This window comes from Clostridium sp. OM02-18AC, from assembly GCF_003481825.1.
Classification (GTDB): domain Bacteria; phylum Bacillota; class Clostridia; order Lachnospirales; family Lachnospiraceae; genus Brotaphodocola.
The window spans coordinates 142770-160686 of the sequence record NZ_QULW01000002.1 but is presented as its reverse complement, the minus strand read 5'-3'; the positions used below and the strand labels follow the sequence as shown (position 1 = coordinate 160686).

At 43.8% G+C, this 17917-nt stretch carries 16 protein-coding genes and 1 pseudogene; 3 read left to right on the top strand and 14 right to left on the bottom strand.

The window, feature by feature from the left end:
- Position 1: 1 nt before the first annotated feature.
- The 3 genes from DXB18_RS02420 to DXB18_RS02410 are packed head-to-tail and all read right to left on the bottom strand — an operon-like array spanning position 2 to position 4396.
- Positions 2-2635, bottom strand: coding sequence for a DEAD/DEAH box helicase (locus DXB18_RS02420; RefSeq protein ID WP_118705793.1), 2634 nt, complete (start codon positions 2633-2635; stop codon positions 2-4).
- On the bottom strand, positions 2632-4170 hold the full coding sequence (locus DXB18_RS02415; protein WP_207665752.1) for a DUF1837 domain-containing protein: 1539 nt from the start codon (positions 4168-4170) through the stop codon (positions 2632-2634). Before DXB18_RS02415 ends, DXB18_RS02420 begins: the two co-directional genes overlap by 4 nt.
- A gap of 19 nt (positions 4171-4189) precedes the next feature.
- Complete coding sequence (locus tag DXB18_RS02410; RefSeq protein ID WP_118705791.1) at positions 4190-4396, bottom strand: helix-turn-helix transcriptional regulator; 207 nt, start codon at positions 4394-4396, stop codon at positions 4190-4192.
- A gap of 338 nt (positions 4397-4734) precedes the next feature.
- Here DXB18_RS02410 and DXB18_RS16080 point away from each other — a divergent pair, with 338 nt between their 5' ends.
- Entirely contained in the window at positions 4735-4878 is a 144-nt protein-coding gene (locus DXB18_RS16080) for a hypothetical protein (protein ID WP_182430439.1), read from the top strand.
- A 268-nt stretch (positions 4879-5146) separates the two neighbouring features.
- Positions 5147-5800: a hypothetical protein gene (locus DXB18_RS02405; protein WP_147355208.1), complete on the top strand. Its 654-nt coding sequence runs from the start codon at positions 5147-5149 to the stop codon at positions 5798-5800.
- A gap of 87 nt (positions 5801-5887) precedes the next feature.
- Here DXB18_RS02405 and DXB18_RS02400 read toward each other — a convergent pair whose 3' ends face one another.
- The 6 genes and pseudogenes from DXB18_RS02400 to DXB18_RS02375 all read right to left on the bottom strand — a co-directional run bounded on the left by DXB18_RS02400 (position 5888) and on the right by DXB18_RS02375 (position 9204).
- Positions 5888-6124, bottom strand: coding sequence for an excisionase (locus DXB18_RS02400; RefSeq protein ID WP_118705787.1), 237 nt, complete (start codon positions 6122-6124; stop codon positions 5888-5890).
- 148 nt (positions 6125-6272) lie between these two features.
- On the bottom strand, positions 6273-6503 hold the full coding sequence (locus DXB18_RS02395; protein ID WP_118705785.1) for a hypothetical protein: 231 nt from the start codon (positions 6501-6503) through the stop codon (positions 6273-6275).
- A gap of 422 nt (positions 6504-6925) precedes the next feature.
- Positions 6926-7102 carry a hypothetical protein gene (locus DXB18_RS02390; protein ID WP_182430438.1) on the bottom strand — a complete coding sequence of 59 codons (177 nt, stop codon included), beginning with the start codon at positions 7100-7102 and terminating at the stop codon, positions 6926-6928.
- Between the two features lie 19 nt (positions 7103-7121).
- Complete coding sequence (locus DXB18_RS02385; protein WP_118543059.1) at positions 7122-7442, bottom strand: nucleotide pyrophosphohydrolase; 321 nt, start codon at positions 7440-7442, stop codon at positions 7122-7124.
- Positions 7439-8545: pseudogene (locus DXB18_RS02380) on the bottom strand (DUF2075 domain-containing protein); the annotation flags it as partial. The gene DXB18_RS02385 and the pseudogene DXB18_RS02380, both read right to left, overlap by 4 nt.
- 56 nt (positions 8546-8601) lie before the next feature.
- A complete protein-coding gene (locus DXB18_RS02375; RefSeq protein ID WP_118543061.1) occupies positions 8602-9204 on the bottom strand; it encodes a thymidine kinase in 603 nt (200 codons plus the stop codon).
- A 304-nt stretch (positions 9205-9508) separates the two neighbouring features.
- Here DXB18_RS02375 and DXB18_RS02370 point away from each other — a divergent pair, with 304 nt between their 5' ends.
- Positions 9509-10822, top strand: coding sequence for an IS30 family transposase (locus DXB18_RS02370; RefSeq protein WP_118705781.1), 1314 nt, complete (start codon positions 9509-9511; stop codon positions 10820-10822).
- 363 nt (positions 10823-11185) lie between these two features.
- Here the strand turns inward: DXB18_RS02370 and DXB18_RS02365 are convergent, their stop codons facing one another.
- The 5 genes from DXB18_RS02365 to DXB18_RS02345 all read right to left on the bottom strand — a co-directional run bounded on the left by DXB18_RS02365 (position 11186) and on the right by DXB18_RS02345 (position 17902).
- Positions 11186-12382: an amidohydrolase gene (locus tag DXB18_RS02365; protein WP_118705779.1), complete on the bottom strand. Its 1197-nt coding sequence runs from the start codon at positions 12380-12382 to the stop codon at positions 11186-11188.
- A complete protein-coding gene (locus tag DXB18_RS02360; protein ID WP_118705778.1) occupies positions 12379-13827 on the bottom strand; it encodes a Sapep family Mn(2+)-dependent dipeptidase in 1449 nt (482 codons plus the stop codon). Before DXB18_RS02360 ends, DXB18_RS02365 begins: the two co-directional genes overlap by 4 nt.
- Positions 13828-13998: 171 nt before the next feature.
- Positions 13999-15846, bottom strand: a complete 1848-nt coding sequence (locus DXB18_RS02355; RefSeq protein ID WP_118705776.1) for an ABC transporter substrate-binding protein — start codon at positions 15844-15846, stop codon at positions 13999-14001.
- Positions 15847-15898: 52 nt separating this feature from the next.
- Positions 15899-16888 (bottom strand): dipeptide ABC transporter ATP-binding protein, encoded by a 990-nt coding sequence (locus DXB18_RS02350; RefSeq protein WP_118705774.1) that lies wholly within the window; start codon positions 16886-16888, stop codon positions 15899-15901.
- A gap of 3 nt (positions 16889-16891) precedes the next feature.
- Positions 16892-17902 carry an ABC transporter ATP-binding protein gene (locus tag DXB18_RS02345; protein ID WP_118705772.1) on the bottom strand — a complete coding sequence of 337 codons (1011 nt, stop codon included), beginning with the start codon at positions 17900-17902 and terminating at the stop codon, positions 16892-16894.
- Positions 17903-17917: the final 15 nt, after the last annotated feature.

Here is a 17917-nt window from a genome sequence, read left to right as displayed (position 1 = left end):
CTTATTCTTCTCCTTCATCTATAAACAGCTCAGGTACGTTGTACTGGATTTCTTCAGTGTCTCTCCTCACTAGTTCGTTAGGGCATTCCAACAGCGCCTTTTTCAGCAGCTTTGGATTGTCCAAAGTTCCTCGTATATACTTATCGGCATTTCGTCGGATGTATTCGGTTGAGTCCCGCTTAAAACCACTTCGCTGCAGAATGATTCGCAAGCGGTTTGTTGTTCCATACTCAACAAATTCGTACCAGTCGTTTGTGAACGGTTCATTAGGGTGTTGGTGTTTGTATTCCTCTGAAAATTTAAGGAAGTAGTTTGATAATCGAAATAAAAGTACATCCTCAATCGCCTCCAGCGTATCGGCAATGATTATGTTTTTATGTTTCTGTGAGCCGTCGAAGGGTTCCCATTTATTGTAGTCGACTTTTACCTCGCGCTTTTTCTTGTCATAATCATCTATACTTTGCCCGATGATATGGCTGAGTCCGTGCCCCTGCATCCACTGGGTCAGGAGAACGGTATACCATGTCAGCTTGGTATATGTTCTTCCTTCTCCCGCACCGAGTGTCCATTTTTCATAGATACGCCACTTAAATGCCACTGCCAGTTTGTTGAGAAACGCAAGCGTTTCATAATAATCCGCTCCGCGTTTCGGATCTTTGATCTCAGGGTAAGCCAGCCCGTCGCGGATGAGTTTTGCGATACCCTGTATCTGATCATACGAGACATTGATATCATCCTCCGGCTTTTTCTCTGGCACGGAAAAATGCTCCCGGATTATTGACTCAGTTTCAGGTGTCAGATACGGGGTAAACTCCTGTCTAATGCGGCTGTTCCTACCGTCCACAATATCTCCGACTAGGATCAACATCGTTTTTCGCATCAACTCGTAATTGTCTTCGCTCTGACTCTTCTTGGACTTGTGTATTTCTACACTGCCGGAAAGAAGTGTATCGATGATGAGCTTTTTCTGATTAACGTTCAATTCAGCTTCTATGGACAGCTTTTGTGGCGGCACATCACCCTTCAGCAGATCTTCAAATTTTTGCAGGTCTTCTTCACGTTCCTGTTTTTGAAGCCGAACAATAAAAACATTACCGTACAGATTGTATTTCGCACGACCGACACGGCCCACCAGATTCTTGAAGTCCACCTCGGAAAAGTTGTTTAAGCCCTTCTTGTAGCTTGTAATGAAGAGATTCTCCGCAGGAAGATTGACTCCCTCCAACAAGGTACTTGTGCAGAACATTGTCTTGATAAGACCTTCACGGTAATAGTCCTCAAGCTGCATCCTTATATTTGCAGGCAGATAACCGATATGGTATGCCACACCTCTTTCCACCAGTTCAGCGAGATAGTATTCCTTATGAACATCGCTGCGTATTGCCTCCGCAAATGCCTGTAGCTTTTTATCGCCAATTGGGATCTGCGTATCCGCATAGTCCCTTGCAAACCGAATGGCATCATTCTTTGATTTGCAATAAACGATGTTGTGCCGCTTATCGCCAATTCGAGCAATCACCTCACTCAACGAGTATTGATGGCTCATTTCGTGCAGCAGTATAAATTTCTTTGAGTATGAATCGAAGATACGGATATTGCGTTCCCATAGATCAACAATGTATTTTAGCTGACTGACAGGAGCATATCTGCACGCCACGGTAGCTTCTTCACCGATAGCCAAATCTCCCTTTGATACCGTATCGAGATAGACCCTCGGATTTGGAATATTCGGTGAAGCAAATATGATATGCGTATTGTTATTCCGTTCCTCTAACTTGTTGATGACCTTATAATAGAACGCACTTCTCTTATCACCGGAAGATATTTTATGAGCTTCGTCTACAAACAAATAATCGATCATAAGATCAGGATCATCAATCAGAATGTAAAGCATTCGCTCAGGTGTCAGGACGAAAATATAGTTATGCTTCGTCTCTAATGCCATCGAACCGGAGGATGTCACAATACGGTAATCCGTTTCCTTCAATAGAGTGGTGAGACTCTCGATTAATTCGCTCGTAACCTCGTTTATCAGTGCTTTCGTAGGGATGAGCAAAGCGAAATTCTTCTTTGTACCTTCCATAATCTGTTGCTTAATAAACGCACGCATCATAAAGGACTTTCCCATAGATGTGGGGGCGGAATAGCTGAAATATGGTCTAGACAGACTGTCATATATCTCTTTTTGTGCAGGAAAGAAACGAGCTCCACCATCGGATGGCACAGACAAGTAATCCATGTTGAAGTGCATGAACACACGCTCAAGCAGAGAAGCATTTTCAAAATCCGGTGTCAGCCTATTCATGCCGAGGAAATTCCCTGTATTGGCAAGAACAGAGCCAAGATAATACTTCACCTGCTCATCTTGAGGATACATATCATAAAGCAGTGCAACCATTTCCTGTGCACGAGTCTTATGAATATCCGACAGGTTTGTGCCGCAGGATTTTGAAAGCACATCTGCAAAGGTCAGAGCATCCCCAATGTTGACAAGCTGTTCCTCCATCTCATCAAAACTAAACAGGCGTTTAGAATAGTTGATAAGGATATTGTGATACAGCTTTTGCAGATAAGCATTATCATCTATTCTCGAAAACAAATGCTCCCCGAAGGTGACATTTCTAAAATTGCTCATGCTTGACCTCCTCCGGATTGCAACAGCTTATCCATGATATCTTTTTTGTCTTCGTCTGCATCAGCGAAGGAAAGCAAATAGATATACATAGAGTAGCCGTCGAATCCATACTGTGTGATTTTTGCTTCGATGAATGGCACATTGTTTTGGATGTCATTCCTGACCTGCTCAAGCACATCGTTCTGATATTCGTTTACGGGTTTTCCGTTTGCGGATACTCCGCTCAGGCTGTATCCCACGAACATACCAAACGCAGTGGCAGGCTTTTGACCGTTCGTTTCGGAAGGCAGGATTATTGCTTCAAGCTGATCATAAATCTTCGTTGGGAAAGAGGCCGCAAATATGTTTGACTCAACAAAACGTCTCTCGTCTTTCTTTCTGTTCTTTAGTTTCTGTGCATCTGCAAAGGCTGAATCTATTGCCGTTTGCAAGTCTCCTTTTATCATCGATGTTCCGAGAATAACCTGACTAAAAGGAACAGTTTCATTAGCAGTAAGAAGGTGGATGCCGGAACTTTCACTCGTCATAAGACCGCCGTGATTTCCTATTTCAACCTTGCTCATCAATTTCGGAGCAACGAGAACCTGCTCCAGAAATATATACAGCAAGAGTTCTCCGAGCTCATTGCCGGTCGGTAATTTTCCGTCAGCGATGGCTTTTTTGATATACGCTATTGCATCGTAAGCAAGTGCCGAAATCTCATCATCTTCCATGTAAGTCTCAATCTGTGCCCTGGAATAGACGTAATACCCGATATTGTTGCGAAGGTGCCTCCACAGACCGTGATAGTCGAAATCATAATCATCAAACTTCAAACAGAAAATTTGAAAGTCGTGTTTTGCGGATATGGAAAGCTTTTCGCTTGACACAGGCGTAAAAACTTTATCAAATTTCCCTTTGCTCGTCAGAGGTATTGCTGCCACAGGTTTCGGCTTTATTACTTCGTAAAACTTGATTGTGTCGGCCATTGGATTATAGGCCGCATAAAAATCCTTCTTGATAGATTTTGTGAATGTGGACTCTATCATGTTATCCGTTTTTGCGACAGCATAGATAAACACATCTGCCAAGAATTCAGAAAGCACAAACTCATTTTTCTTCTTAAGGTCATTCTTCGTGAGATTGCCAATGGTACCAAGCTGGGTAGTGTCGGCGATTGTAGCATCTTTCAGAATGACATTTTTCAATGCAAGCACGGCATTTTTCTTACGCGCCTCTTCCATTGCGGGGATGATGGTCTGAATAAAATACCGCTCGATTACATGGGCATCTTTCTTCAGGGCCATTTGCATAACTTCGGTGGGCAGATTCTGCCCCGCAGAGTGAATCTTATTATAATTAGTGTATGAGTAGGTGACTTCATACCCATCGGCTGAAATATATGAAAAGGCTGTGGCACCTAACGGGCATAACGATAACATGATTTTCTCGCAGAAGGAATCAAACTTGCGTTCTGCGGGAATAGCGCACGATGTCATAATTCTCACATATGAGCCAATGCAAAGATGCTCCATTTGGCTACCTCCTTCCGCCATAAATTTCGTTCACCTCAAATCAACCTTTTTTGATTACATCAACGATATCGCCTATATTACAATCCAAAGCCATACATATTTTACCGAGAACCTCCATACTCACCGCTTTGTTCTTTCCCATCTTGGCGATGGTAGATGATGTGATGCCAGTTTTTTCCATCAGATCTTTCTTCATCAAATTCTTGTCTATCAACAATTTCCAGAGCTTGTTGTAGTTATATTCCATCGGTGATCCTCCTTGCTCGAACATTATCTTATATCGTTGTATGGTCATATTATAGTATAAATCTTCACATACATCAAGCCTAAATCGAAAACGTTCGTGTTTGTCTTTGATTTCTCAAAGTTAATCCATTGTTCTGACATAAATTCAGAAAATTTGCTTTCTATTGAACGCTGCATGGTTTAGCCAAATACAATACCTTTTTATTCCAGGGCTTCCGTAACAAGCGGAAACCCACTTTTTTATTCCGAAAATCTTCTGATTTTCTTCTTTTTTCGTTCGTTTTTTCCATTTGTAAAACTAACTAAAATATAAGCATCAAGATACAAGGAGGTGAAAACATGGTAAGCAATAAAAAACAGACTAGCAAGAATGTGGCTAAAAAAGCAAGTCAAATCCTTAGGGACGGACGATACAGTCAAAAATCAAAATCTGTTGCAGGCAGTGCCTTAGCGCAGACCAAACCGAGCAAGGGCAAAAAATAATATCTTAACTCGATGGACGGCAACTTATTTTCCAATATGTCCGCCATCCCCCCTTTTAGTGAATCTCGTTATAAAGGTGCATCATTTGATCAATGCTGGCTCACACCCTATAACAAACAACTGAATACGAACAGCGAATCGATGAGCAGAGGAGCTGCAATCTGGAATGGAGAATATCTCCATGCGGACTGCGGTACGGATTTTTATTGCCTTTTCGCTGATTTGTCATGGATACCTCCATTCCCCACACCGAATGGAGGTATTTTTCATGACAAACAGAGTAAATTCAATCACACGCAACTATAACAACGAACCACTGAAGCCGGGCGAGGTCTTAGTGCCAACCATGTATGATGCAGCTTTTGCAAAGGCGCATTGTACCAACCCTGACTGCATCAAGATCATCACAATTGCAGGCAGAAACTTCAAAGTGCTGTACATGGCAGTTCCTGAGTCCGTTGCCAAAGCTGCTCGTAGCTCCTTTAATTTGGCACTGAACGAACAGCTCGGACATTACGCAGTACCAAGTTCCGTATCTATTGATCAGTTGGCTGACGATTACGATTTTGACCTTGCAACCGTACCGTCCCCGGAAGATATGATGATTGAGCAGGAGAACAAGGCAGAAACCGCCACATTATTTGCAAACCTTGTTCATCACCTTATCGACCGTTCTCCGAAGCATGGCCTTGCCGCACTACTTTTACTCAACGATGTCAAAGGTGCCGAATTCCACGAAAAAATGCACCTTGGTCACGATGCAGCAAACACCGTCCGCAAGCAATCTGCCGACCTTTTGAAAGCGGGTCTTGCGAATGTTGACATGGACAAGCTTCATATAAAGCAGTCCAAGCACAACGAGTATTACCGCACCGAGACATACCGCCTGTTGGATGCACTCTTGAAGCTGTACAACGCATAAAAAACGAATCTCCGGGGCAGCATTTGCCTCGGAGATTTTTATAATTTGATCGTAAAAATATACATCAAAAAATATCATACCTTAGTATCAAAACACCTTAACCGGAATATCCTCCTCCGGCTTCTTCCCGGAAAAATAATGTCCTTCAAGATACTCATTAAATTTCTCCCTGTGGATCATCCACCGGTTATCATTCCTCACAGCAAAGATGTTCTCACCATCTTCTGCGATTCGCCGCATTTTCTTGATTCCAATGCCGTAATACTCAGATGCCTCCAGTATCCGCAGCATATACTTTTCATTGATGTTTAATTTCTCTGCCATACAGCAATCAGCTCCTTGGGTTTTATGGTACTGACATTAACGCTCTACTCTGGGCAGAAGTCAACTTAATTTTCTCGATATGCGGAAATACTTTTTAACGGTATTATCGTTATAAAGTTTGCACCCACCTATAAAAATACCCGGATTTTCATCCGGGCACTTGTACATTTTTCTTTTTTAATCGTCTGAAACGTATACGAACAGTATGGTTATTGCTTTTACTCTGCCGCAGAAAGCCCCAGTTTGCCGCATTTATCTTTGATTTGAGGCATTTATCAAAGTCCTGCCGTGGCAGATGAATAGGACTTTTATCATTGTATTTTTCCTCCTGAAATGCTTCGTTTTGCCCTATTTTACGCACTTTTTTGGATTTCTTCAAGAGTTACAGTTTTCCGGAAACTGTAGTGAAAGTGGCAAAATACGGCAGTTCGAGACCAAGTGTAATAGTCTGTAGTAGTCAATTGGTAGTCAGTTTAGGGGGGGTGCAGACTACCGAGGTTTTTGAACCTTTTAACGATTATAAAGATAGGGGGTGCAGTTTTTTATAAGTTGATATGTAAAAATATTATTCCCTTATGACACCAGAAATAATTTCCTCTAATTCTGGATACGATACGATAGGAAATGCTATTTTTTTATATCTTGAAATCAGTACCTTATTCATACACATGTATGGTATTACTTTATATTCTGCATAATCTGCTCACCCAAGTTGCTGAATAACCTGAGCAGCATTCTCTTGTAAGTCCTGTATGGAAGAGAATATAGAAAACATCGTAGTATTTGTAGTACACATTATCATCATGGACGAACTTCAAAAACTTTTTCATCTGGTCCTTGGTTATTGCCTGCCTGGTATGTTCGGTATTTACAATAACTCCCGCCAACTCCTAATATTGCATTTTTATTATCACCTTTTCGTCTTTTCTCATAAGCATTTCTTATCTCATCTTCAGCACCTTCAAAATCTTCTTCCATTGTCTTTCCTCTTTCTTTATTACAACTGATCGTATTTTTCCGCTTTTCCTTTTGCCTTCTCTACCGGATACTTCGTCTCATTCTGAGTCATTTTCATATTCACAATCTCATCTGCATCAAGACCGAGTTTATCCAGCAGATTCTGACTGTACACCATTACGTCAGCCAGTTCCTCTTTGACATGCTGTAAATCATATTTCTCATCCGACCACTGAAAACACTCTAATAATTCTGCTGCTTCAATAACGATTGATTTTGCCAAATTTGCCGGTGAATGAAACTGATCCCAGTCCCGGTCTTCTGTAAATTTCCGGATTCTTTCTATCGTCTCCTGTTTCATAAATACTCCTCTTCTTTTGCTGCAGAAAGCAGCGCTGCCCGAAGCTCCGGATCACATGCATATATGTACATTCCATTTACTCCACGTGTCATGAGAACTCTCACTTCGTGCTGAATCAGGGTTTCACCAAATTTCTGTTTTGTTCCATCCGATAAAGTCCTGTTTCGAACTGCCTTTTCATTATGGCTGGCCGATGGATCAAATACAATCTTTCCATTTCTGTATTTTACGGAAGGTCCAAGAATTACTCCCGCATAATTTAAGTCAAATCCCTGAATCGTAAAAGTAGATCCCACTTCATTAATTGTCTGTGGCTGTTCTGCCCATGCTAATCCTTTTATACTTTGTTTTTCTTTTCTGGAAAGCCCGGTCTCCAGTTCCCTGTTCCATGGTTTGTGCCATTTTCCTATAAACACTTCCCAATATTTCATCATGCGATCTTCCGGCTTGTGATTCTTACTATATTCCCAATCATATGTTGCTATAACTCTTGATAATGCGGAATCATTCTCACTTGCCCTCTTTTTAATTTCCAGATCAAGCAATTCCGGTTTATCAAAAACTAAGATACTATATCCACCCGGCGTATTTGGTATCTTCTTTAATACTTGTTTTTTGGTAAACGAATCAATCCAATCCATGGTTTTTGCATCTACCTGCATACGCAGTTGTTTATCCAATACCATATAATTGTGCGCCATTTTCGCCTGTTTTCGGTATCGTTCCAGAGTCTGCGCTTCCCAAAACTGCTCTGTTGTAAGAATCTGATTTTCATCAAACATTACAACGGTCACTCGTGCCCTGTCAATAATATCCTTCAGCTGATTTTCTCCCCTGTATGATTGTTTGCCCTGAGTAAGCAGCAAGTGCGCTTCATCAATAAATGCTACATCTACCGGATCGTCCGCTGAATGATTATTAATAAACGTGGTAGGTTTACTAATAATGTTCCCATACTTTTCCGTCAAGCCCAGTTTTTCTGCAATTTGCTCATACACCGTGATCTGCTCGTCATGATTCACTAATAAATAGCAGTTCAATTCTTTATGATTTTCTTCTGCCTGGCAATACAGCTCGTAAAATGTACTGCTGTTAAGAACCGTCTTTCCTCTCCCAGATTATCAGCTTTTACAATATTCCATAAAATCTAATAGGACACTTACGTCTCCGGCCACAGCTTCCCCTCTTTATAATGCTTCCTGCAAAGTGCCACATAGCTTTCATTGGAACCAATCATAATCTGCGCACCTTCCCTTACAATTTTTCCATTTGCATATCTGGTATTGCACTGGGCACGTCTTCCACACCAGCAGACCGTCGGGACTTCCTCAATCACATCTGCAATCTCCATAAGACGCCGGGAACCCGGAAACAGATGGTTTAAAAAGTCTGTCCGCAGACCATAGCAGAGAACCGGAATTCCATAAAAATCAACGAGATCTGACAGGATATCGACTTCCCCCTCGGAAAGGAATTGCGCCTCATCCACCAGAACTGCATCCACTTTTTTCCCATGATACAAATGTTCCTCATGTTCCGGTTTCCAGTTTTCTGAAATTTCTTTTATAAAATCATCCACATATTCGGCCGGAGCAGAAAGACCCATACGGGATTTGATCTCACGTTCCCCATCTCTGTTGTCAGTCCTTGATTTTAGCAGCACGGCATATTGACCGCGCTCTTCATAATTGTAACGTACCATCAGGATGTTGGCAGATTTTGAGCTGCCCATCGCTCCGTATCGGAAATATAATTTTGGCATTTTTATCGTTTCTCCATCATTTATTTTCGTTTCTGGGATTGTCATATCCGTTCATTCCTGTGCTGCACGATCACAGAAAGTTCAGAAACTTGTGTTCTTTTTCATAAACCAATTCTATTATACTCTTAAAAAAGAAACTTCGTCAATCTTACATGCTTCTGCCAGATTAAATTGAAAATTTCAAAAGTAAATTCCACCGTCCGCTTATGCGGTGGAATTTACTCCTACATGAGTGGAGTTTAATCTTTCATATATTCGTGCTATGCTCATGAAGACCTTCTGACAGCAGTAGAAGGAGATCTCTATGAGTAAATATATTCCTGGTAACCAGAAACATCTTTCCCTTGAAGACCGTAAATACATTGAGCGTTCCCTGAATAACGGCAGCTCTTTTAAAGATATTGCCCGCTTCTTATGCAAAGATCCTACAACTATTTCGAAGGAAGTGAAACTCCATCGTGTAAGTGATTGGTATCATAAAGGATCCTTCCTTAACGCTCACAACTTCTGCATTCACAGATATCACTGCAGAAAAACAAATGTATGCAGGAAAATCATACTCTGCAACATTAAGTGTACTTCCTGTCCAACCTGTAACCAAACCTGTCCCGATTTCGTTAAAGAACAGTGTAACCGTCTTGATAAGGCTCCTTATGTCTGTAATGGATGTCCGAAAGCCATCCATCATTGTTCCATTGCTCATAAGTACCGTTACGATGCTGTCTTTGCAGACCGCAAATACAAGGAATGTCTGTCTTCGTCCAGGGCTGGCATAAACATGACAAAGCATGAACTGCGTCAAAAGGACATGGTCATTTCGCCTCTTATTTATCAGGGACAATCTCCCTATCAGATCATTACAAACCATCCTGAGTTGGATATGTCGGTCAGAACACTCTATTCCTACCTCAATGATGGCGTTCTTACGGCAAGAAATGTTGATTTGAAGCGCAAGGTAAAGTTTAAACCTCGCAAAGTTCATAAAACCCAGATCAAAGACCGTACTGTTTTTCAAGGCCGTCTGTTTTCAGATTTTCAAAAGCTGGAACTCGATCATTTTGCCGAAATGGATACCGTCCATTCTTCGCAGGAATCCAAACGTGTCATTCTCACCTTCTTTTTGACTCGTGAGAAGTTATTCCTGGCTTTCATTATGAACCGCTGCACTAAGGGCGCTGTACGGCTTATTTTTGATAAGTTGGAACATCAACTGGGAACCTATGATTTTCTCACTTTATTCAACACGATTCTAACGGACCGTGGATCAGAGTTCGGCGATCCCGATTCTTTAGAAACAGGATCTGAGGGTATTATCCGTTCAAGTATTTATTTCTGTGATCCCATGAGAAGTGGTCAAAAAGGTGGTATTGAACAGGCGCACACCATGTTGCGCATGGTTCTGCCAAAGAAAACCAGCTTTGAATTCCTCACTCAATGGGATCTGAGAACTATTGTGGACCATATCAACTCTACTCCCAGAGAAAGTCTTGGCGGTCGTACTCCATATGATGTCGCACTCGATAACTACGGCATTGACATTTTAAAAGCACTTCAGCTTAGGCCGATTCCACCCGACGAGGTCAATCTGACACCTAAGCTGATTCGCTTTAACCACTAACTTAGCATAAAAATCTGCTGTCAGACTGGAACTTAACAATTCACATTTTTTAGATGTGGCCTGTGGAATTTAGTCTTACACACCAGATATCCAGAGGTCTCTTTTCCATGTCACAAACTCAGATATTTTATGAGAAGTTAGCTTAATTATACCAGTTATCTAAAGATTTTGCTCATTATAATTCAATAAAATCAAGGAATTTTAATGTCCGGTGGAATTTACCACTGCACTGGAATTTAAAATTTCAAGTCAGCTGCCAGATTAAATTCAAAATATGTTTCGTGGAACGCAATTTCAATTTCCTAAGAAACAAAAAAGCGGCAAGACAATCTGCCTCACCGCTTACTTCCAACTTTTCCGTTTTTATTTTCTATTTTTCTGCAAATCTGCAAGATAGTCTATCGCAAACTGTACAAACATCGCCGCGCCCCGTTTCAAAGCGCTCTCATCCACACAGAATTTTCCATTATGATGACCATAGATGCAGCCTTTTTCCTCATTGCGGATTCCAAGGGATGGATAAATTCCAGGTACATGCTCCAGATAATCAGCAAAGTCATCGCTTGCGGTTACCTTTCCGGCATTCACCAGGAAATTCTCTCCATAAAGCTTTTTTGCTGCTTCCAGACCAATCTGCAATGTTTTTGGATCGTCATGGACGATTACACCGATTTTCGGAATATACTCCACTTCTGCCGTACAGCCGCACACGGCTGCTGCATTTTGTACGATTGAAGAAATCATATCTGGCAGTTTCTTTCTCAATTCATTTGAAAAGGTCCGGACAGTCCCTTCCAACCGTACTTCATCTGCGATGATATTGCGCTTCTGACCGCCGTTTATCGTGCCCATGGTAACGACCAGGGGATTTAACGGATCATTATGGCGAGAAACCAGAGTCTGCAGACACATGAGTACATTGCCGGCTGCAAGAACTGCATCGTGTCCGCGGTGCGGAGCGCTGGCATGCGCTGCATATCCGTGAATGATGATATTCAGATCGTCTGCACTGGCTGTTCGCGGACCGGGTTCCAGGTTAAAATACGGTGCTTCAATACCGGCTCCGACATGGCAGCCGTAAACTGCCGTGACCTCTTCCAGAACCCCTTGTCTGATACATGCCTGCGCGCCTTTTCCGCCCTCTTCTGCCGGTTGGAATAACAGGCGCACGGTTCCGGGAATTGCTTCCCGGATCTCCATAAAAATCTTTGCTGCCCCCAAAAGCATGGCCGCATGGCAGTCATGCCCGCATGCATGCATTTTCCCGGGAGTCTGGCTGGCATAAGGAAGACCGGTCATCTCCTGGATGGGAAGTGCGTCGATGTCCGCACGAAGCAGAACAACCTCGCTGCCATCCGCTTTTCTGCCTTTTATATCAACCCATAAGCCGGTATTTTCGTTTAAACGGTGCGGTGTCAGACCAAGACTTCTCAGTTCTTCCTCAATGCGGTCTGTCGTACCAAATTCCTCCCACGCTGTTTCCGGATGCTGATGAAAGTACCTTCTCAGTTCAATGATATCCTGCTCATACTTTTCTGCAAGTTCTGCGATGAGATTCATGCCTGCGCCCCTTTTTCTTTCTGAATCAGCTGATCCAGTTCGATCACAGACATAACATAAATCTTGATCGCCTCTAGGATCCCCTGGATATTTCTCGCCTCATCCGGCTGATGTACCCGTCCATGACCTGCCGGAAGGAAGGTTGCGCTCACACCATTGCCTCCGCCATACCCAACTGCATTTTTCAGTTTGCGGGCATAGGTTCCGCCGTCAATGATATACGGTTTTCTATCCGTATTGCCGGTAACCTCCTGGTAAACGTTCATGAGTGTCTGAACATAGTGGTCATCTTCCGGGATGTACATTGGATCATTGTTGGATACAATGCGGATCTCAAACATCTGTGAATCCACCGTTGCCTCCAGTGCATTCTCAATTCTCTCCCTGAAGTCCGTAACCGGATAACGGGCACTGAACAAAATGTTTGGAACATTCCCCTCTGTTCTCGCCATAACCGCAGAACATACCAGAGCACCTGACGGCTCATCCGACCAGTCGATACCAAGTGCGATGCCATCGGTATCGGAAAGCAGCTTTTCGTAAGCGGCTGCAATTTCGCGGTCATGATCCGGCAGTCCATCCACTTCTTTTAAGAATCGCATCAGCAGCCAGATTGCATTGACAGTGCCCTTCGGCATCGCACTGTGTCCACCTTTGCCCAATGCTGTGATACGGATCATTCCATCCTTTGCTTCTACACGGATATCCGGATGTGTCGCAACCAGGATTTTGCATACAGCAAACAGATTCTCATCAAATGAGATCAGCGCTTCCGCCTGTCCCGGTACCTTATTTTCTGCATCACCTGCAAAAACAGAATGGATTGCAGAAAAACCGGTTTTGGGCGCAATCTTAAACTTCAGATTTCCTTTTTCTCCATGGCACACCGGGAAAAATAGATCTGGTACCATGGAATAATCCGGCATCAGATGTTCCTTTGCAAATTTCTCTGCATCCTTCATTCCATGCTCTTCATTGCAGCCAAAATAAAGCATCACGCTGCTCTTTAAGGGAATATTCAGTTCCTGCAGGATCTTCATGGTATACATGCCAATCACTGCACCGCTCTTGTTATCGCCAGCTCCGCGGCCAATCAGAAAGCCATCGACCTCGGTCGGCTCAAAAGGATCATAGATCCAGCCATCTCCGGCCTCAACTACATCCAGGTGGGAGAAAATGCCGATCAGACCTTTATCATTCTGCTCACTGCCAAGAAAAGCAGTTCCATACCAGTAATCGTGGTTGTTGACCTGAAACCCCTTTTCTTCAGCCATCTCAAGTGCCTGATCCAATACTCTGGCACATTCCCTGCCGAATGGAAGACCATCTGCCCCCTCCCTGCTGACGCTTGGAAACCGCACCAGCGTTTTTAAATCTTCCAGGATTTCGGTACGGTGATCGCTGATGTATTGTTCAACCTGATTCATCAGTTCCATTTTTTCCATATCTTCAACCTTCTGTCATTTCATAAATATGGGAGCCATCTTAGCGGATCTCCCTGAAAAGGGCAGGCTCCCCGCCGCCTTGCCAGCGACGGAGAGCCGTTCTATCACCTATATGTTTTTGTTTCTTTCAAATGCACGAACCGTGTATTTGTTTGAAAACAGGTTTCCCGCTTATTTCTTCTCTGCGAAGTAAGCTCTCAGATAACGCTCGGTATCGCCCGGTTTCCAGTCAACCTTATTGCCGCAGTCAAGGCAGCTTGCCATGAAGCTGTAGCACTCGTATGCGTTGCCAGCCAGAACAGCCTTTACATCCTCAAAGTTGATTGCAGAAGAGATTGCCTTTCTTAAATCTACAGAATTGGAAACCTCAGAGTTGCCATGCAGATTGAAGCCAAGCATGTAAACACGGATGCCCGGGAATTTCTTTAAGGTTAAGTTGGAATCACCCTCTACAACATCGTATTTGGTGGAGTTAATGCCGTAGCAGTAGTCAACATCGCCGCTTCGTAAGGAAGAAAGTGCTGTGTCTTTATCAGAGATAAATTTATTTACCAGGGTTTTGATCTTTACGCAATCCGGCTCGTTGGTGCGGATATACGGGTTAGCCTTGAAGTTCATCTGGTAGTCGTTCATGGAAGTCAGAACGTAGGTACCGCTTAAGGACAGCTGGTTGTCAAAGGTTGCACCCTCTCTGGTGGTAACACCATCGCCATACAGTTTGTCTTTGGTCGCATCGTAGGTAGCAAAATCAACACCCTCGTTCATCTTCTCAACCCACTCACTGTCCACGATACCTGCGCCATGGAAAGTCAGTGCATTTAAGATCTGCGGATACGGCATAGCAGTGGTGCAGCGGATTACCTGATAATTACCAGCTGCATTGTCAACAGCGTCTCTGGAATCTACCAGATTGCTGATCGGGGTAATATCTTTTTCCAGAACGTCTTTTACGCTCTCACCGTCTGCAGTCTTCTTCTCTTCCAGTTCTGCAATGTCGGTAACCATCTCAACCTTATCCAGGTTGGTGTACATGCTGTAGGTCATGTGCATCGGGGTGGAATCTTTATCTTTTGCACGGTTCAGGGAGTATACTACATCTTCACCAGCAACTTTCACGCCGGAATCGTAAACATTTCCGTCTTTGTCGATTCTTGCAAATCCACAGTCATCTCTTAAGATGAAATAGAACTCGCTGTTGTCATCTGCGATCGCATAGTTGTAAGACAGGGAAGCATCGGTGCTTACAGACCAGTCTGGTTTTAAGGTCAGCAGATGGATGTACATGTGGTCAAGTGCATAACCGGAACTCTGGTCATCGGCACGGATCGGATCCCAGGTCGTAATGGTAGAACCAGTCTGGGTGATATTTAACGTTCTGGAATCATCCTGGGACGGATCTGCGTAATCGAAATCTTCCCATCTCTGGTTATTGTCAACGGTATCCGGATTCAGGACATTGCTGAATGCACGGCCGTTTACGCCCAGATAAACCGGGGCAAAGTAAGCTTTTTCTCCTACGCCGAGTTTCTCAACTTCACCATATGCCTCAGCATATTTGTCAGCGGTTACGGTTGCTGCATCGTCAATGAGTTTGTCCAGGTCTGCATCATTGACACCGGTGTAGTTGCTGTCGCCCTTGCTGTAGAATACACCGCGGATACCATAGTCCGGAGTACCTACCGGGTTTGCGAAGCTTGCCAGGGAAATATCGAAGTTACCATTCGCCTCCTGCTCACGGAAAGAAGCGCCGTCTGCTGCTGCAGTCATATTTACGGTGAAGCCTGATTTGGAGAGCTGGTCACGGATAACGTTTGCAACGTTCTCATCACTGCTGTTGTAGAGGAAGTTTAAATTTACGTCTCCAATCTCTACGTTTGCGTTTGGATCAGCCTCTGTCTCTCCTGCTGCCTCTGCTGCTGCCTTGGTGGTGTCGCTCTTGGTCTTTACGCCACATCCTGCCATGGAAGATGCAACGACTGTTGCGCACAATCCAAGTGCAACCATTCTTCTTTTTTTCATAGTATTTCCTCCTTGAAAAAAATTTTATATAAATAGAATCTTTATATACGCTTTAGCTTCTGCCCGGGAACTGTAACTTACCGGCTAACATCTCGTCCACACGGTGGCAGGCTACAAAGTGATCCGGCTGTACCTCGCGGAATACCGGGTTTTCTTTCCGGCACTGTTCCGTAGCAAATGGACAACGCGGAGCAAAACGACAGCCTGGCTTCGGATTTACCGGAGAACCAATCTCACCCTTTAAGATGATCTTCTCTTTCTTTTCCCGGATATTAACTGACGGGATTGCAGAGAGAAGTGCGATGGTATATGGATGGAGCGGATGCTTGAAAATCTCATTTTTGGAAGCTTTTTCAATCATCTGACCTAAGTACATAACACCAATGTTGGTAGAAATGTGCTTGATTACGGACATATCATGAGAAATGAACACATACGTCAGTCCCAGTTTTTCCTGAAGTTCCATCATCAGGTTAATGATCTGCGCCTGCACAGATACATCCAGTGCGCTGACCGGCTCATCGCAGATGATAAATTTGGGATTCAGGGAAAGTGCTCTCGCAATAACCACACGCTGACGGCGTCCGCCATCGAATTCATGAGGATACATGTTGTACATTCTCTTTGACAGTCCGGTGAGTGCCATTAATTCCTCAACTTTTTCTCTGCGCTCTGCTGCTGTTTTATAGATATTGTGAAGTTTTAACGGCTCTTCAATAATCTGGGAAATGGTAAAACGCGGATTTAAGGATGCATACGGATCCTGGAAAATAATCTGCATTTCCTTACGCATCTGGCGCATCTCTTCTTTATCGAAAGAACAGATATCCATTCCATCGCAAATAACCTTGCCGGCGGTTGGCTCATGGAGCCGCAAAATGGTACGGCCCAGAGTACTCTTACCGCAGCCGGACTCACCTACGATACCAAGGGTCTCGCCGCGTTCAATCTTAAAACTTACATCGTCAACTGCATGGAGAAGTCCGCCGTTGGCAACATTAAAATATTTTTTTAATCCAATAACTTCCAGTGTTGTTCCCATGGCTTACTCTCCTTCCTTTTCTAATTTTTCATCTACTTCATTGCCTAACGGGAAGAAGCATTTGAAACGGTGGCTGCCTTCTGTCATCGTCGGAGACTGTGTCTTGCAGATTTCCTGACAGTATTTGCAGCGCGGATGGAAATAACAGCCTGTTGGCGGTTCTGCCATGTTCGGAGTCATACCTTCGATCGGTACAAGCTTTGTGCTGTCCTCTTCCAGTTTCGGGATAGAGTCAAACAGACCGCAGGTATACGGGTGACGCGGATTCAGATATACTTCTTCGACCGTGCCGGACTCTACAATCTCACCCGCGTAAACGATTGCCACCTTGTCACAGGTTTCCGCAACCACACCAAGGTCGTGGGTGATCATGATCAGACCCATGTTGAACTTTTTCTTTAAATCCATCATGATATCGAGCACCTGCGCCTGGATGGTTACATCCAGTGCCGTAGTTGGCTCATCCGCGATCAGAAGATCCGGATTGCACAGCAGAGCCATGGTGATTACCACACGCTGTTTCATACCGCCGGAGAACTGATGCGGATAATCATCAAAGCGCTCCGCCTTCACGCCTACCATCTCTAACATCTCGATGCAGCGTTTCTTCGCCTCATCTTTGCTCATGCCTTTATTGTGACGGCGTAAAACCTCAACAAGCTGGTCGCCAACGGTCATGGTCGGGTTTAATGCCGTCATCGGATCCTGGAAAATCATGGAAATACCGTTTCCGCGGATTTTCTGGTTTTCCTTATCCGTATTGGTGATCATATTGCTTCCTTTAAAGTAAATCTCGCCGTCGGTAATTACCCCCGGCGGATCCGGGATCAGCTGCATGATTGCCATTGCTGTGGTTGTTTTTCCTGCGCCGGTCTCACCTACCAGACCGATACTGTCTCCTTCGTTCAAATCAAAGCTGATTCCGTTGACAGCATAGACCTCTTCCTCTTCTGTGATATAGTGCACATGCAGGTTTTTCACCTGCAGAATGCATTTTTTATCCTGCTGTTCCATGGTTGCCTCCTAATT

What these genes read in the sequence shown, in the direction of transcription:
- DXB18_RS02420 (WP_118705793.1), bottom strand. Translation starts at nt 2,635, where the DNA reads ATGAGCAATTTTAGAAATGTCACCTTCGGGGAGCATTTGTTTTCGAGA.
- DXB18_RS02415 (WP_207665752.1), bottom strand. Translation starts at nt 4,170, where the DNA reads ATGGCGGAAGGAGGTAGCCAAATGGAGCATCTTTGCATTGGCTCATAT.
- DXB18_RS02410 (WP_118705791.1), bottom strand. Translation starts at nt 4,396, where the DNA reads ATGGAATATAACTACAACAAGCTCTGGAAATTGTTGATAGACAAGAAT.
- DXB18_RS16080 (WP_182430439.1), top strand. Translation starts at nt 4,735, where the DNA reads ATGGTAAGCAATAAAAAACAGACTAGCAAGAATGTGGCTAAAAAAGCA.
- DXB18_RS02405 (WP_147355208.1), top strand. Translation starts at nt 5,147, where the DNA reads ATGACAAACAGAGTAAATTCAATCACACGCAACTATAACAACGAACCA.
- DXB18_RS02400 (WP_118705787.1), bottom strand. Translation starts at nt 6,124, where the DNA reads ATGGCAGAGAAATTAAACATCAATGAAAAGTATATGCTGCGGATACTG.
- DXB18_RS02390 (WP_182430438.1), bottom strand. Translation starts at nt 7,102, where the DNA reads ATGGAAGAAGATTTTGAAGGTGCTGAAGATGAGATAAGAAATGCTTAT.
- DXB18_RS02385 (WP_118543059.1), bottom strand. Translation starts at nt 7,442, where the DNA reads ATGAAACAGGAGACGATAGAAAGAATCCGGAAATTTACAGAAGACCGG.
- DXB18_RS02375 (WP_118543061.1), bottom strand. Translation starts at nt 9,204, where the DNA reads ATGCCAAAATTATATTTCCGATACGGAGCGATGGGCAGCTCAAAATCT.
- DXB18_RS02370 (WP_118705781.1), top strand. Translation starts at nt 9,509, where the DNA reads ATGAGTAAATATATTCCTGGTAACCAGAAACATCTTTCCCTTGAAGAC.
- DXB18_RS02365 (WP_118705779.1), bottom strand. Translation starts at nt 12,382, where the DNA reads ATGAATCTCATCGCAGAACTTGCAGAAAAGTATGAGCAGGATATCATT.
- DXB18_RS02360 (WP_118705778.1), bottom strand. Translation starts at nt 13,827, where the DNA reads ATGGAAAAAATGGAACTGATGAATCAGGTTGAACAATACATCAGCGAT.
- DXB18_RS02355 (WP_118705776.1), bottom strand. Translation starts at nt 15,846, where the DNA reads ATGAAAAAAAGAAGAATGGTTGCACTTGGATTGTGCGCAACAGTCGTT.
- DXB18_RS02350 (WP_118705774.1), bottom strand. Translation starts at nt 16,888, where the DNA reads ATGGGAACAACACTGGAAGTTATTGGATTAAAAAAATATTTTAATGTT.
- DXB18_RS02345 (WP_118705772.1), bottom strand. Translation starts at nt 17,902, where the DNA reads ATGGAACAGCAGGATAAAAAATGCATTCTGCAGGTGAAAAACCTGCAT.